Below are 16001 nucleotides of genomic sequence, written 5' to 3'. Positions count from 1 at the left end.
ATGGCCAGAGGCGTCATCCTTCTCGCGGCAGGCGGCACCGGTGGGCATCTTTTCCCGGCCGAGGCGCTGGCGCATGAGCTGAACGAGCGCGGCTGGTCGGTGCACCTGGCAACCGACGACCGTGCCGAGCGTTTCGCCGGCCATTTTCCGGCCGCTGCCGTCCACCCGATCCAGTCGGCGACGATGGGCTCGAAAAACCCTTTTGCCCTGCTTGGTGCCTTCTGGAAAATCTGGCGCGGCGTGCGCCAGGCTTCTGCCGTCATTGGCAGGATCAAGCCGGATGCCGTCGTCGGCTTCGGCGGCTATCCAACCTTGCCGCCGCTCTACGCGGCGACACGGCGCAAGGTACCGACCCTGATCCATGAGCAGAACGCGGTGATGGGGCGCGCCAACCGGGCGCTGGCCGGCCGTGTCGACGCCATAGCCGGCGGCTTCCTGCCGCAGGACAGCAGTGCTGCCGGGGTCAAGACGGTGACGACGGGCAATCCGGTCCGGCCTGCGGTGCTGGAAGCGGCCAAGACTGCCTATGCGGCAGCTGCTGGGGATCAACCGTTCCGCCTGCTGGTTTTTGGCGGCAGCCAGGGCGCCCAGTTCTTTTCCGATGCCGTGCCGGGAGCCATTGCGCTGCTTTCCAACGCCCAGCGCAAACGGCTGGTCATTACCCAACAAGCGCGCGCCGATGACGTGGCGCGGGTCAAGGCGGCCTATGCCACCCTTGGCGTCGCCGTCGAGGTCTCGCCCTTCTTCACCGACATGGCGGCACGCATGGCGGCCGCTCATCTGGTGATCTCGCGTTCCGGCGCCTCGACCGTCTCGGAGATCGCCGTCATCGGCCGGCCGGCGCTGCTGGTGCCTTACCCCCATGCGCTCGATCACGATCAGGCGGCGAACGCGGCGGCCCTTGCCGCTGCCGGCGGCGGCGAAGTGCATCCGCAATCCTCGCTCTCGTCCGAACGCATCGCAGCGCTTGTCGGCGGGCTGATGGACGACCCCGATCGGCTGACGGCGATGGCGGCGGGTGCGAAATCGGCCGGCAGGCCGGACGCGGCACGGTTGCTCGCCGATCTTACAGAGGCTATTGCGTCCAAAAAAACCGTTTCGGATTTCAGGAAGGGGACGCAAGCATGAAGATGCCGCAGACCATCGGCCTTGTGCATTTCATCGGCATTGGCGGCATCGGCATGAGCGGCATTGCCGAAGTGCTGCACAATCTCGGCTACAAGGTGCAAGGGTCCGACCAGACCGAAAGCGCCAATGTGCAGCGGCTGCGCGACAAGGGCATCGAATGCTTCGTCGGCCATAGGGCCGAGAATCTCGGCGATGCCGAGGTGGTGGTCGTCTCGACGGCGATCAAGAAATCCAACCCTGAGCTGAAGGCCGCGCGCGAAAAGCTGCTGCCGATCGTGCGCCGGGCCGAGATGCTGGCCGAACTGATGCGCTTTCGCCAGGCGGTGGCGATCGGCGGCACGCATGGCAAGACGACGACGACCTCGATGGTGGCGACCTTGCTCGATGCGGGCGGGCTCGATCCGACCGTGATCAATGGCGGCATCATCAATGCCTACGGCACCAACGCCCGCATGGGCGACGGCGAATGGATGGTGGTCGAGGCCGACGAGAGCGACGGCACCTTCCTGAAACTGCCGGCCGAGATCGCGGTCGTCACCAACATCGACCCCGAGCATCTTGACCACTATGGCAGCTTCGACAAGGTGCGCGAGGCGTTCCGCCAGTTTGTCGAGAACGTACCGTTCTACGGTTTTGGCGTGATGTGCACCGATCACCCCGAAGTGCAGGCGCTGGTCAGCCGCATCGAGGACCGCCGGGTCATCACCTATGGCGAGAATGCGCAGGCCGACGTGCGCTTTACCAATCACCGCATGTCAGGTGCCATTTCGGAATTCGACGTGGTGATCCGCGACCGCAAGACCGGCGGCCAGACTGTCATAGCAGGCCTGCGCCTTCCGATGCCCGGCCGTCACAACGTCTCCAACGCGACGGCAGCAATCGCGGTCGCGCACGAACTCGGCCTGTCGGCCGAGGCGATTAAGAAGGGCCTGTCGTCCTTCGCCGGCGTCAAGCGCCGCTTCACCCATACCGGTTCGTGGGACGGCGTCGAAATATTCGACGATTACGGCCACCATCCGGTCGAGATCTCGGCGGTGCTGAAGGCGGCGCGCAGCGCCACCCAGGGTCGTGTCATCGCCATTGCCCAGCCGCATCGCTTCACCCGGCTGCATGATCTGTTCAACGAGTTTTCCACCTGCTTCAACGACGCCGACACGGTAATGGTGGCGCCGGTCTACGCGGCCGGCGAAGAGCCGATCGACGGCGTCAGCTCGGACGCGCTGGTGTCGCGCATCCGCGCCGGCGGTCATCGCGACGCGCGCTACATCGAGGGCCCGGCGGCGATTGCGCCCATCGTCCGTGATCTGGCAAAGCCGGGCGATTTCGTCGTCTTCCTTGGAGCCGGCAACATCACCCAATGGGCCTATGCGTTGCCCAAGGAGCTTGGCGGGACCGTCTCATGATGCACGGCCAGGCCCTGATCGACAGACTTGGCGACCGGCTTGCCGGCCTGCGTGGCCGCCTGACGCCGAACGCCGAGATGGACAAGATCACCTGGTTCCGTGCCGGGGGGCTGGCTGAAGCGTTGTTCCAGCCGGCCGACGAGGAGGACCTTGCCGCGTTCCTGAAAGCCGTTCCCGAAGAGATACCGCTGACGGTCGTCGGCGTCGGCTCCAACCTTCTGGTCCGCGATGGCGGCATCGAGGGCTTTGTCATTCGGCTTTCGGCCAAGGGCTTCGGCGATGCCGAGGTGATTTCGCCAATCAGGATCAAGGCGGGAGCTGCGACCCCCGACAAGCGCGTCGCAGCGGTGGCGCTCGAGGCCGGCATTGGCGGCTTTCATTTCTACCACGGCATTCCGGGTGCAATCGGCGGTGCGCTGCGAATGAATGCCGGCGCCAATGGCGTCGAGACGCGCGAGCGCGTCATCGAAGTGCGAGCACTCGATCGCAAGGGCAATGTGCAGACGCTGAGCAATGCCGATATGGGATACGCCTATCGCCATTCGGCGGCTCCTTCCGGGCTGATCTTCACCTCCGCCGTGTTCGAAGGCTTTGCCGAGGACAGGGCGACCATCAAGGCTGCGATGGAGGCCGTGCAGAACCATCGTGAGACCGTGCAGCCGATCCGCGAGAAGACCGGCGGCTCGACCTTCAAGAATCCCGACGGCACATCGGCCTGGAAGGAGATCGACAAAGCGGGCTGCCGCGGCCTGATGATCGGCGGCGCGCAGATGTCGCCGATGCATTGCAACTTCATGATCAACACCGGAACCGCGACCGGCTACGACCTTGAATATCTCGGCGAGACGGTGCGCACGCGGGTGCTGGAGAATTCCGGTATCCGGCTGCAATGGGAAATCAAGCGCATTGGCAATTTCCGGCCAGGGCATGCCGTTCAGGAGTTTCTCGGGCAGCTCCTTTAAGGTGCGCTGATATTCAGGTGATGCTCCGCTCCGGTTCTCGAAAGCCATCGTTTTCGACTCGGCCTGACCTGAATCTCGACACACCTAGCGCGTGTTGAAGTTCATGTGATGCATGAACTTCAACGAGGCGAAAAACGGTCCGCGACCGTTGCCGCAAAGACTCAACGACACGCTTTTCGCATCCATTTTCTCAGAAAGTGAATCTCTCGGAATCGTAAGCACTTGCCAGTGAATCAACTCTCTGATTCTCTGCTCGAAAGCGTTTCCTGATTTGAGTCGTTCGACGCGTTTTCAGCGTTTTCCGTCTGGGGGGCAACCTGCCGGGAGACTCTGACTCAATGTTGCGGAAAATCTGGTTTTGGTCCGCCGTGAGAGAGGGGATGTCGGGGAATGAAAAACAAGCATGTGGCCGTCCTGCTGGGTGGTTTTTCGTCCGAGCGGCCCGTGTCCCTGTCCTCCGGAAAGGCTTGCGCCGATGAGCTTGAGAAGGAAGGTTACCAGGTCACCCGCGTCGATGTCGGGCGCGATGTCGGCTCCGTGCTTGCCGAGCTCAAGCCTGATGTCGCCTTCAATGCGCTGCACGGCCCCTTCGGCGAGGACGGTACCATCCAGGGCATCCTCGAATATCTCGGCATTCCCTACACCCATTCCGGCGTGCTCGCCTCGGCTCTGGCCATGAACAAGGAGCAGGCCAAACGGGTTGCCAAGGCAGTCGGCATCGTGGTCGCCGAATCGAAGGTCGCCAGCCGCTTCGCCATCCAGAACAAGCATCCGATGAAGCCGCCCTATGTGGTCAAGCCGGTCAATGAGGGCTCAAGCTTCGGCGTCGTCATCGTGCATGAAGGTCAGTCGCATCCGCCGCAGGTTCTTGGCTCGTCGGAATGGAAATATGGCGATACCGTCATGGTCGAGCGCTACATTCACGGCAGGGAGCTGACCTGCGCGGTGATGGGCGATGTGGCGCTGGGGGTCTGCGAGATCATCCCGACCGGCCATTCCTTCTACGACTATGATTCAAAATATGTCGCCGGGGGATCAAAGCACGAATGCCCCGCAAAAGTTTCACCGAATATTTACCAAAAAATACAAACACTGGCGCTCAAGGCTCACCAAGCGATCGGCTGTCGGGGCGTTTCCCGGTCGGACTTCCGTTATGACGATCGGCATTCCGAAAACGGCGAGATTGTCTGGCTCGAGGTCAACACCCAGCCGGGTATGACGCCGACGTCCTTGGTGCCTGAAATCGCCGCCCAGGCCGGGCACTCGTTTGGCGATTTGTTGAGTTGGATGGTGGAGGACGCTTCGTGTCTGCGTTGAAATGGGGACAGGGTAGGGAGAGGGGCGCGGCCGGTCCGGCGCTGTTCGGCCTGTCGTTGTCGTTGGACCATTTCGTGCTGCCGCGGATGCTGCGCCGCCCGGTGCGCATTATGGCGCGCCTCGGTGTCGGGGAATTCCAGGCGCCACGCTTTTCCGCGGCCATGATGTCGGCCGTGCTGATTTTCTCGAGCAGTGCCTATGGCGCCTATCTCGGCGGTCATGTCGACGGTATCGTGCAGAGCATCACCGCCCGTACCGGATTTGCCGTCGATCAGGTCAAGGTGGTGGGCAATCGCCAGACCTCGGAAATCGATATACTCGACAGGCTTGAACTCGACGGCTGGACGTCGCTGATCGGCTTTAATGCCGAGGCCGCGCGGGAACGCATTGCGACCTTGCCGTGGATCGAGGTCGCGGCGGTGCGCAAGGTCTATCCGCATACGCTGGAAGTGCGTGTCGAGGAGCGTGAGGCTTTCGCGCTCTGGCAGCAGGGTGACGAGCTTTCGGTCATCGAGAGGAATGGCGCCATGATCGCGCCGTTCTCGGGCGGCAAGCAGGTGCTTCTGCCGCTGCTGATCGGCACCGGCGCGCCGGCGAGCGCGCCCGATTTCCTGGCCAAGGTCGAAAAATATCCCGAGCTCGCGAACCGGATCAAAGGTTATATCCGTGTCGGCGAACGGCGCTGGGACCTGAAGCTGGACAATGGCATCACCATCAAGCTTCCCGAGGACGACGAGGATCAGGCGCTCGCCGAACTCGTGAAGATGGATCATGACAACGGTTTGCTGTCGCGCGACATCGCCGCCGTCGACATGCGCCTGACGGACCGGCTGGTCGTCCAGTTGACGGCGGAAGCGGCGACGCAGCGCGAAGCCGCCCTCAACGAGAAACCCAAGAGCCTGAAGCGCAAGCCGGAGACGAAGATATGAGCTGGCTCGGCAGTCCTGGCGATGCCGCGTCGCGCCGGTCTGGCACCCTGACGGTGCTGGATGTCGGTTCGAGCAAGGTCTGCTGCATGGTGGCCAAGCTCAAGCCGTGCGATGACGGCAAGCTGCTGCGCGGCCGTTCGCACCGGATCCAGGTGATCGGCATCGGCCATCAGAAGTCGCAAGGCGTGAAGTCGGGTGTCGTGGTCGATCTCGACAGGGCGGAGCATGCCATCCGCCTTTCCGTCGACGCAGCCGAGCGCATGGCCGGGCTGACGGTTGATTCGCTGATCGTCAACATGACGGCCGGCCGGCTGAAGAGCGAAGCCTTCTCCGCCACCATCAATCTTGGCGGCCACGAGGCCGACGAGGCCGACATCAAGCGCGTTCTCGGTGCTGGCGCCAAGCAGGCGCTGAAGGCCGAGCGCGAAGTGATCCATTCGCTTCCCGTCGGCTTCTCGCTGGATGCCGAACGCGGCGTGCGCGATCCGCGCGGCATGGTCGGCGACGCACTCGGCGTCGACATGCATGTGCTGACCGGCGACGCCGCGCCGATGCGCAATCTGGAGCTGTCCATCAACCGTTCGCATCTGTCGGTCGAGCGCATGGTGGCGACGCCCTATGCCAGCGGGCTGGCGGCGCTGGTCGACGACGAGCTGGAAATGGGTGCGGCCTGCATCGACATGGGCGGCGGCACGACGACGATCTCGGTGTTTTCGGAAGGCAAGTTCGTCCATGGCGACGCCATCGCCATCGGCGGCAATCATGTCACGCTGGACATGGCCAAGGGGCTGTCGACCTCGCTTGATGCCGCCGAACGGCTGAAGGTGATGCATGGTTCGGCGCTGCCCGGCAGCGCCGACGATCGCGACCTGGTCTCGATCCAGCCGATCGGCGACGATGGCGACGTGCCCTTGCAGATCCCGCGCTCGGTGATGACGCGCATCGTGCGCGCCCGCATCGACGAGACGCTCGAACTGCTGCGCGACCGGCTGAACAAGTCCGGCTATGGCAATGCAGTGGGCAAGCGTGTGGTTCTTACCGGCGGCGCCAGCCAGCTTGCCGGCCTGCCGGAGGCGGCGCGCCGCATCCTGGGACGAAATGTGCGCATCGGCCGCCCGCTCGGCGTGGCCGGCCTGCCGGAAGCGGCGAAGGGGCCGGCCTTCTCGGCCGCGGTGGGGCTTCTGATCTACCCGCAGATGGCGAGCTTCGAGAGCCATCCGGCGAAAGGAATTTCCGGTCTCAAAATGACCGGAACGGGCGGAAAACTGCATCGCATGAGTCAGTGGTTGAGAGACAGTTTCTAAAATTGACGGGGACAGCCCCATAGGCGGCCGCGGCGGCGAAGCGGCGTGAAAGGCAAAGGACGGAGACAATGACCATCAATCTGCAAAAGCCGGACATCACCGAGCTTAAGCCGCGCATCACCGTGTTCGGTGTCGGCGGCGGCGGCGGCAATGCCGTCAACAACATGATCACCGCCGGTTTGCGCGGCGTCGAGTTCGTGGTGGCCAACACCGACGCGCAGGCGCTGACCATGTCGAAGGCAGGCCGCCTGATCCAGCTCGGCGCTCACGTCACCGAGGGGCTCGGTGCGGGATCGCAGCCGGAAGTCGGCCGTGCGGCGGCGGAAGAGTGCATCGATGAAATCCTCGATCACCTGACCAACACCCATATGTGCTTCGTGACAGCCGGCATGGGCGGCGGCACCGGCACCGGTGCTGCTCCCGTCGTTGCCCGCGCAGCGCGCGAAAAGGGCATCCTCACCGTCGGCGTCGTCACCAAGCCGTTCCACTTCGAAGGCCAGCGCCGCATGAAGACCGCGGACTTCGGCATCGAGGAATTGCAGAAATGCGTCGATACGCTGATCGTCATCCCCAACCAGAACCTGTTCCGGCTGGCCAATGACAAGACCACCTTCGCCGATGCCTTCGCCATGGCCGACCAGGTGCTCTATTCCGGTGTCGCCTGCATCACCGACCTGATGGTCAAGGAAGGCCTGATCAATCTCGACTTCGCCGACGTGCGCTCGGTCATGCGTGAGATGGGCAAGGCGATGATGGGCACCGGCGAGGCTTCGGGCGAGGGCCGCGCGATGGCCGCCGCCGAAGCGGCGATCGCCAACCCGCTGCTCGACGAGACCTCGATGAAGGGCGCCAAGGGCCTGCTGATCTCGATCACGGGCGGCCGCGACCTGACGCTGTTCGAAGTCGACGAAGCGGCGACCCGTATCCGCGAGGAAGTCGACCAGGACGCCAACATCATCCTGGGCGCCACTTTCGACGAGGAACTCGAAGGCGTCATCCGCGTCTCGGTGGTTGCCACCGGCATCGACAAATCGGCGGCTGAAATCGCCGCTGCGCCGATCTCGATCCGCACGGCGCCTCCGAAGCCGGTCAGCCGCCCGGCGGCTCAGATCGCGGAGGCTCGTCCGGCGCCTGTCCAGCAGGCGGCCTACGAGCCACGCGCTGTCGACCCTGTCGCCGAAGCCATCCAGCTGGCCGAAGCCAATGCCGCGGCGATGGCGCAGGCGCGCCCGGCTCCTGTCGCTCACGCAGAAGATTTCCGCCCGCAGAGCAAGATCTTCCAGGCGCCGCCAGCACAGCCGATGCCGCAGCCGGTGGTCCAGCAGATGCAGCCGGCCCCGCAGCCGCGCGAGATGCTGCGCGAAGCCCCGCAGCCTGTTGCCATGGCGCCTCAGCGTATGCCGCGCGTCGAGGACTTCCCGCCCGTCGTCAAGGCCGAGGTGGATGCCAAGAGCCGCCCGGTTGACCACGAGAACAACAGCGGACCGATGGGCCTGCTGAAGCGCCTGACCAACGGACTGACCCGCCGCGAGGAAGAACCCGCAAGGCTGCAGCCGGCGCAGCCGCGCGAGCCCAAGCTGCGCCAGGCCGCGCCCGAAGTGCGCCGCCTCGCCAGCCAGGATGCGCAGCTCTATGCGCCGCGCCGTGGCCAACTCGACGATCAGGGCCGCCTGACGCCGCAGGTGAGGACGACTCAGGAAGACGATCAGCTGGAGATTCCGGCGTTCCTGCGCCGCCAGGCCAACTGATTGGTAAACGGACTGTAACATTTGTTAACAGGCAAGCGAGGAATCGCTTGCCTGTTAACGTTTTAAATGATGTGATTTCAACAACTTACAAAGTCGCACCCATTCCAGTTCGCGGTTACACAGAGTAAGAAACCGTGATTTGGAGTCTCCCTGACGGGACATTATCTTCGTTGCCTACCATCATCGGTTTGCCGGGATTTCGGGGGAAGTCGCCCTGCCAGCCGATTCACACAAGAGCCGCGCCCTCGGGCTGGAGAAGCGGACCTAGGCATTACGGGCTTATGGGGATTGTCTTGCACGACTATCAGACGACATTGAAGACGCGCGCGTCGCTTACCGGCACCGGCGTCCACAGCGGCAAGGAAGTGTCCATCAGCTTCATGCCGGCGGATGCCGACACCGGCATCGTTTTCCAGCTTTTCAACGGTGCCGAGCAGGGCCGCGAGTTTCGTGCCCTGGTTTCGGAAGTCGGCGCCACCGACCTGTGCACCATGCTTGGTGATCCCGCCGGCGAGCATATCGCCACGGTCGAGCACATCATGGCGGCGCTGTTTGGGCTCGGCATCGACAATGTCGCTGTCGAGATCGACGGTTCCGAGGTTCCGATCTTCGATGGCAGCGCCATGGCGTTCGTCGAAGCCATCGACCAGGCGGGCATCGAGACGCTTTCGGTCAAGCGCCGCTATATCAGGGTCATCAAGCCGGTCCGCATCGAGAACGGCGCCTCGTGGGCGGAGTTTCGGCCCTATGACGGAACCCGTTTCGAGATCGAGATCGACTTCGAAAGCCCGGCGATCGGCCGTCAGCTGTTTGCCTCCGACCTCAATGCCGATATTTTCCGTCGCGACATCGCGCGCGCCCGCACCTTCGGCTTCATGAAGGATGTCGAGCGGCTGTGGGCTGCAGGCTATGCGCTCGGCTCCTCGCTGGAGAATTCGCTAGTGATCGGCGACGACAACCGCGTCATCAACATGGGCGGCCTGCGCTATCCCAACGAATTCGTGCGCCATAAAACGCTGGATGCCATGGGCGACCTGGCGCTGGCCGGCGCCCGCTTCATCGGCTGCTTCCGCTCCTATCGCGGCGGCCACAGGATGAATGCCGCGGCCCTGCGCCGCCTGCTGTCGGATCGCACGGCGTTCGAGATCGTCGAGACGACGCGCCGGGAGCGTGGCCGCAGCGCCGAGATGAACGCCGTCAACGCGCCGCTCTACGCGCCCTGGATGATCTGATTTTCCCAGTTTTTTCGGGTTCCATGGGCGATTGCGCGTGTTGCAGGAATGCACCACCTGCCAGTGAAATTGCATTGATGTCCAAGCTGCGTCCGGCCGCCACAAAAATGTGCGATTGGCCGGAGATAGCGTTGCCGGGCAAGGCGGTTATGGTTTATGGCTGCTGCCGTCGATTAGTGCATGTCGTTCAAAAGTGGGGACCAGTTTTGAAACAATGGCATGCAACTGGCATTGAAATAGCGCCGAAAGGGCGAGATCCAATCATGTTCTTCAAGCGAGTTGGTCAATTGAAAGCACCGCAGAGGGCCGTTTTCCTGGCGCTTTCAGTAGTTGTTCCATCGCTCTTCCTGTCGGCCTGCATGTCGTCGGAGAAAGATATCGACCTGTCGACCTATGTCGACCAGACCGAGCCGGCCGATGTTCTCTACAACCAGGGCCTTGCCAATCTCAATGCCGGGCGCCTGCAGGAGGCGAGCCGCAAGTTCGACGCCGTCGACCGCCAGCATCCCTATTCGGAATGGGCCCGCAAATCGATGGTGATGGGCGCTTTCGCCGACTATCGCCAGGGCAATTACGATGAGGCTATCGGCTCGGCCAAGCGCTATCTCACGCTTTATCCGTCGACCGATGACGCTGCTTATGCGCAGTACATCATCGGCTTGAGCTACTACCGCCAGATCAAGGACGTGACGCAGGACCAGAAGGAAGCGCGTCAGACCGTTCAGACGATGCAGGATCTGGTGACGCGCTGGCCGACATCGGAATATGTCGACGACGCCAAGGAAAAGATCCGCTTCGCCAACGATCAGTTGGCAGGCAAGGAGATGCAGATCGGCCGCTACTATCTCGAGCGGCGTGAATACATCGCCGCCGTCAAGCGCTTCCGCACCGTGGTCGAGAACTATTCCAACACGCGCCATGTCGAGGAGGCGCTCGCACGTCTGACCGAAAGCTATTACGCGATGGGTCTGACTTCGGAGGCGCAGACCGCCGCCGCGGTGCTCGGCACCAACTACCCTGACAGCTCGTGGTACAAGGATTCCTACAAGCTCTTGCAGAGCAATGGGCTTGCACCGCGCGAAAATGCAGGGTCGTGGATATCCAAGGCCGGAAAGATGATCACCGGCGCCTGACGTATGAGCATCGACTGAAGCGTTCACAGCGCTTTTCGGATTGATCCGGTGCTCAAACAAAAAGATAGTGCGGCGCTGCGACTGCAAATGGTCGCGTGCCGTTCTAGATTCGGGTTCTGATGCTTTCCAGACTGTCGATCCGCGATATCGTCCTGATCGAGAAGCTGGATATCGACTTCCAGCCGGGTCTTTCGGTGCTGACCGGCGAAACCGGTGCCGGCAAATCCATCCTGCTCGATGCCCTGTCGCTGGCGCTCGGTGCGCGTGGCGACGCGTCGCTGGTGCGTCATGGCGCGGCGCAAGGCCAGGTCATCGCCGTCTTCGACGTGCCGCGCAATCATCCGGCGCGTGCGCTGCTTGCCGACAATGCGATCGAGGATGACGGCGACATCATCCTGCGCCGCCTGCAGACGGCGGATGGCCGCACCCGTGTCTTCGTCAACGATCAGCCTTCGAGCGTCACGCTGATGCGCGATGTCGGGCGCGCGCTGGTCGAGATCCACGGCCAGCACGATGAACGCGCGCTGGTCGATCCCGGCGCGCATCGCGAGGTGCTTGATGCTTTCGGTGGCCATCTCGGCGCCGTCCGCTCGACCGGCGAGGCATGGCGGCACTGGCGCGCCTGCGAGCAGGAGCTGTCGCGCCACCGCGCCAAGGTGGCGGCGGCCGCGCGCGAGGCCGACTATTTGCGCGCCGCGGTGGCGGAGTTGACGAAGCTCGATCCGCAGCCGGGTGAGGAGACGGATCTCGCCGAACTGCGCGCATCGATGATGCGAGTCGAGAAGATCGCTTCCGAAATCCATGATGCGCAGGATGTGCTGTCCGGCCCGTCCTCGCCCTTGCCGCAACTGGCCAGCCTGCTGCGGCGGCTGCAGCGCAAGGTGACTGAGGCGCCCGGCCTGCTCGACGACGTCGTCAAGTCGCTCGACGAGGCGATGTTGTCGCTTGACGCGGCGCAATCGGGGGTCGAGGCAGCACTGCGCGCCACCGAATATGATCCGCAGCGGTTGGAGAAGGCGGAGGAGCGGCTGTTTTCGCTGCGCGCGGCCTCGCGCAAGCACAGCGTCGCCGTCGACGATCTGGCGCAGCTTCGCGACACGATGTCGGCCGATCTTGCCGATCTCGATGCCGGCGAGGAGCGCCTGCACGGGCTGGAAAAACAGGCCGCCGCGGCACGCGAGACCTACGACATTGCCGCCGCGCAGCTGTCCTCGCTTCGCCATGCGGCGGCGGTCGGCCTGACCAAGGCGGTGATGGCGGAATTGCCGGCACTCAAGCTCGAACGCGCCGCCTTTATCGTGGAAATGAAGAGCGAGGCCGAGAGCCGCATGGAAGAGGGCATCGACCAGATCGAATTTTGGGTGCGCACCAATCCAGGCACGCGGCCCGGGCCGATGATGAAAGTAGCGTCCGGCGGCGAACTTTCGCGCTTCCTTCTGGCGTTGAAGGTTGCGCTGGCCGACCGCGGCTCGGCGCCGACGCTGGTTTTCGATGAAATCGATACTGGGGTGGGCGGCGCTGTCGCCGACGCGATCGGCCAGCGGCTGGCGCGGCTGTCGAAGCGCGTCCAGGTGCTCTCGGTGACGCATGCGCCACAGGTCGCGGCACGCGCGGCGACGCATTTCCTGATCTCCAAATCCGGCACCACCGACCGTGTCGCCACCGGCATTGCCGAGATGGACCGGCCGGCGCGGCAGGAAGAGATCGCGCGCATGCTGGCCGGCGCCACCATCACCGACGAGGCCCGCGCCGCCGCCGAGCGATTGCTGCGTGAAAACACCACGGCGGCATAAGAACAACAGGTGTCAGGGATCGAGTCAGGATATGGCTCCATCCTGCTGTTCAGGAATGATTTTCCCAAAATCCTGATCTATTGTGGCGGGCCACCGTCCGGGGAAGGAAAGCATGGCTGAAAAACCTGTCGATTCGCTCAGTGAGAGCGAGGCCGAAGCCGAGCTGAAGCGGCTGGCGGAAGAGATCGCCGAGCACGACCGGCGCTACCATACCGAAGATGCGCCTGTTATCACCGATGCCGAGTATGATGCGCTGGCGCGGCGCAACCTTGCCATTGAGGAGCGCTTTCCAGCGCTGGTGCGCGAGGATTCGCCATCGCTCAGGGTCGGAGCAGCGCCCGCGGAAGGCTTTACCAAGGTGCGCCATGCCGTGCCGATGCTCAGCCTTGCCAAGGCCTATACAGATGATGACGTCACGGATTTCATCGAACGCGGGCGGCGGTTCTTCGATCGCGACAAGGAGCTCGACATTGCGTTCACGGCCGAACCGAAGATCGACGGGCTATCGGCTTCGCTGCGTTACGAAAACGGTGTGTTCGTGCAGGGCGCAACGCGTGGCAACGGCGCCGTCGGCGAGGACATCACCGCCAATTTGAAGACCATCGCCGATATTCCGGCGAAGCTGAAAGGCTCGGGCTGGCCCGAGACCATCGAGATCCGCGGCGAGGTCTACATGACCTATGCGGAATTCGAGGCGCTGAAGCAGCGCTCGGCCGCCGTCGGCGGCCAGGACTACGTCAATCCGCGCAACACGGCGGCCGGGTCGCTGCGCCAGAAGGATCCGTCCGTCACCGCCAGCCGAAACCTCAAATTCTTCGCCTATGCCTGGGGTTACACGACAGCGGATCCGGCTCCGACCCAGTATGATTCGGTGCAGAAATTCGCCGAGTGGGGGTTCAAGATCAGTCCGCTGATGGTGCGGGCGAAATCGGCCGAGGAGTTGATCGCGCATTATCATCGGATCGAGGAGCAGCGCTCCGCGCTCGGCTACGATATCGACGGCGTCGTCTACAAGGTCGACCAGCTGGAGTTGCAACGCCGCTGGGGCTTCGTCACCGGCGAACCGCGCTGGGCGATCGCGCATAAATTTCCGGCCGAACAGGCGATGACGACCGTTCAGAAGATCGACATCCAGGTCGGCCGTACCGGTACGCTGGCGCCGGTCGCGCGGCTGGCGCCGGTCACGGTCGGCGGCGTCGTGGTCGAGAACGTCACGCTGCACAATGAGGATTACATCAAGGGCCTGGACTCGACCGGCCAGCCGATCCGCGACGGCATCGACGTGCGCATCGGCGATACGGTCGTGATCCAGCGGGCAGGCGATGTCATTCCGCAGATCGTCAGCGTCGTCATCGACAAGCGGCCGGCCGATGCCGTGCCGTACGAATTCCCGCACACCTGTCCGATATGCGGCTCGCCGGCGACGCGCGAGATCAACGAGAAGACCGGCAAGGAGGATTCCCGCCGCCGCTGCACCGGCGAGCTGATCTGCCCGGCGCAGGCGGTGGAAGGATTGCGCCACTTCGTGTCGCGCGGTGCCCTGGACATCGAAGGCCTCGGCGCGGAGAACATAGACACCTTCTTCAACGCGGGATTGATCAGGACCGCCGCCGATATCTTCACGCTCAGGGATCGCCGTCCGGCTGTCACCAGGGCGCTGGCGGAACGGCGCGAGGAACAGGCGAGGCAGCGCGAAGCCGCATCGGGCAAGACACGCAAGAATGTGCGCAGCGTCGAGGATCGCAACTATGAAAGCCTCGACAAGCTGTTCGCGGCCATCGACTCACGCCGCGAGCCGGAACTCGACCGTTTCATCTTCGCGCTCGGCATCCGCCATATCGGCGAAACGACGGCGGCTGTGCTTGCCCGCACCTTCTCGACCATCGAGGAGCTGATCCGCGTCGGCAAGGAAACAGCGGCAGCGGAAGATCCGCACAGTGTCTTCCCCTCGGTCAACGGTATCGGCGATACCGTGATCGACGCGTTGCGCGACTTCTTCGGCAATGAGCGCAATGACGACGTGCTTGATGCGTTGCTCCGCCAAGTCAAGCCGAAGCCGTATATCGTCAACGTCTCGGCCGACAGCGAGGTCGCCGGCAAGACGGTCGTCTTCACCGGCTCGCTGGAAAAGATGACACGCTCCGAGGCCAAGGCGATGGCGGAGCGCCTCGGCGCCAAGGTCGCGGGCTCGGTTTCGGCGAAGACGGATCTGGTGGTCGCCGGGCCGGGTGCCGGCTCCAAGCTCAAGCTCGCCAGCGAACTCGGCATCGAGGTCATCGACGAAGATGCCTGGCTGGCGCGGATCGGCAAGGCCTGATGGACGGCGCATTCAAAGGGTTCGGCCCAAAAGCCATTCCGTTCCTCAAGGCGCTGGATTTCCACCAGAACCGAGAGTGGTTTTGGGAGAACCGTGACCTGTTCGAACAGGAATTGCGCGATCCGCTCAGTGATCTCGTCGACGCGCTGACCGAGCGCTTCGCCGAGGCCGGGCTTGGCCTGCGCGGTGATCGCAAGAAGTCGCTGTTCCGCATCAATCGCGACGTGCGCTTCGCCAAAGACAAGCGGCCTTACAACAGGCATTTGTCGGCCATCCTGTCGCCCGACGGCACCAAGATGGAGCAGGGCGTGTTCTACGTCCATATCGGGCTTGAGCGCTGCTTTGCCGACATTGCCTGGTGGCAGTCGGAGCCGGCGCTGCTGCTGGCGATGCGCAAAGCCATCGCGACGAAGCCGGACAGGTTTCGCGCCCTGGTGGCGGCGTTGAAGAAGAACCGGCTTGAACTCGAGACCGAAGGCCGTATGAAGCGTACGCCACGCGGCTTCGAGGAAATCAGCGATGCCGACCTGGTCGCCGCCATCCGCAACCGGCATTTTGTCGTCCAGCATGTTATCGATCCCGCGGGAATCCATACGGCTGATCTGGTCGACGAGCTCGTCGATTTCACCTTGCGCGCCAAGCCGCTGCTCGACTGGGGCAGGGCGATCGAGGGCAAGATCCTGAAGGAATAAGCGTCTAACTCAGCCGATCCAGCGATCATTTCCGCTGATCGTT

At 63.5% G+C, this 16001-nt stretch carries 12 protein-coding genes; all 12 read left to right on the top strand.

Annotated elements, in window-relative coordinates; all coding sequences use genetic code 11:
* The 12 genes from murG (at position 1) to A4R29_RS17695 (ending at position 15958) form a co-directional block, all read left to right on the top strand.
* A complete protein-coding gene (gene murG / locus A4R29_RS17750; protein WP_063172488.1) occupies positions 1 to 1128 on the top strand; it encodes an undecaprenyldiphospho-muramoylpentapeptide beta-N-acetylglucosaminyltransferase in 1128 nt (375 codons plus the stop codon).
* Complete coding sequence (gene murC, locus A4R29_RS17745; RefSeq protein ID WP_063172487.1) at positions 1125 to 2531, top strand: UDP-N-acetylmuramate--L-alanine ligase; 1407 nt, start codon at positions 1125 to 1127, stop codon at positions 2529 to 2531. Before murG ends, murC begins: the two co-directional genes overlap by 4 nt.
* Entirely contained in the window at positions 2528 to 3493 is a 966-nt protein-coding gene (murB, locus tag A4R29_RS17740; RefSeq protein WP_013530959.1) for a UDP-N-acetylmuramate dehydrogenase, read from the top strand. Before murC ends, murB begins: the two co-directional genes overlap by 4 nt.
* 390 nt (positions 3494 to 3883) lie before the next feature.
* Positions 3884 to 4810, top strand: a complete 927-nt coding sequence (locus A4R29_RS17735) for a D-alanine--D-alanine ligase (protein ID WP_024501463.1) — start codon at positions 3884 to 3886, stop codon at positions 4808 to 4810.
* Positions 4798 to 5739 carry a cell division protein FtsQ/DivIB gene (locus A4R29_RS17730; protein WP_024501462.1) on the top strand — a complete coding sequence of 314 codons (942 nt, stop codon included), beginning with the start codon at positions 4798 to 4800 and terminating at the stop codon, positions 5737 to 5739. Before A4R29_RS17735 ends, A4R29_RS17730 begins: the two co-directional genes overlap by 13 nt.
* Positions 5736 to 7043: a cell division protein FtsA gene (gene ftsA / locus A4R29_RS17725; protein WP_013530962.1), complete on the top strand. Its 1308-nt coding sequence runs from the start codon at positions 5736 to 5738 to the stop codon at positions 7041 to 7043. Before A4R29_RS17730 ends, ftsA begins: the two co-directional genes overlap by 4 nt.
* A 68-nt stretch (positions 7044 to 7111) precedes the next feature.
* On the top strand, positions 7112 to 8791 hold the full coding sequence (gene ftsZ, locus A4R29_RS17720; RefSeq protein WP_063168307.1) for a cell division protein FtsZ: 1680 nt from the start codon (positions 7112 to 7114) through the stop codon (positions 8789 to 8791).
* A gap of 281 nt (positions 8792 to 9072) precedes the next feature.
* Positions 9073 to 10023 carry a UDP-3-O-acyl-N-acetylglucosamine deacetylase gene (lpxC, locus tag A4R29_RS17715; protein ID WP_013530964.1) on the top strand — a complete coding sequence of 317 codons (951 nt, stop codon included), beginning with the start codon at positions 9073 to 9075 and terminating at the stop codon, positions 10021 to 10023.
* Positions 10024 to 10286: 263 nt separating this feature from the next.
* A complete protein-coding gene (locus A4R29_RS17710; RefSeq protein WP_013530965.1) occupies positions 10287 to 11156 on the top strand; it encodes an outer membrane protein assembly factor BamD in 870 nt (289 codons plus the stop codon).
* Between the two features lie 119 nt (positions 11157 to 11275).
* Entirely contained in the window at positions 11276 to 12949 is a 1674-nt protein-coding gene (recN, locus tag A4R29_RS17705; RefSeq protein ID WP_063172486.1) for a DNA repair protein RecN, read from the top strand.
* 112 nt (positions 12950 to 13061) lie between these two features.
* Positions 13062 to 15266 (top strand): NAD-dependent DNA ligase LigA, encoded by a 2205-nt coding sequence (gene ligA, locus A4R29_RS17700; protein WP_063172485.1) that lies wholly within the window; start codon positions 13062 to 13064, stop codon positions 15264 to 15266.
* Positions 15266 to 15958, top strand: a complete 693-nt coding sequence (locus A4R29_RS17695) for a DUF2461 domain-containing protein (protein WP_063172484.1) — start codon at positions 15266 to 15268, stop codon at positions 15956 to 15958. The genes ligA and A4R29_RS17695 overlap by 1 nt, the downstream gene beginning before the upstream one ends.
* Positions 15959 to 16001 lie beyond the last annotated feature (43 nt).

This window comes from Mesorhizobium ciceri biovar biserrulae (genome assembly GCF_001618845.1).
In the GTDB taxonomy this organism is placed as follows: Bacteria; Pseudomonadota; Alphaproteobacteria; order Rhizobiales; family Rhizobiaceae; genus Mesorhizobium; species Mesorhizobium ciceri.
This window is presented reverse-complemented; position numbering and strand designations above follow the sequence as displayed.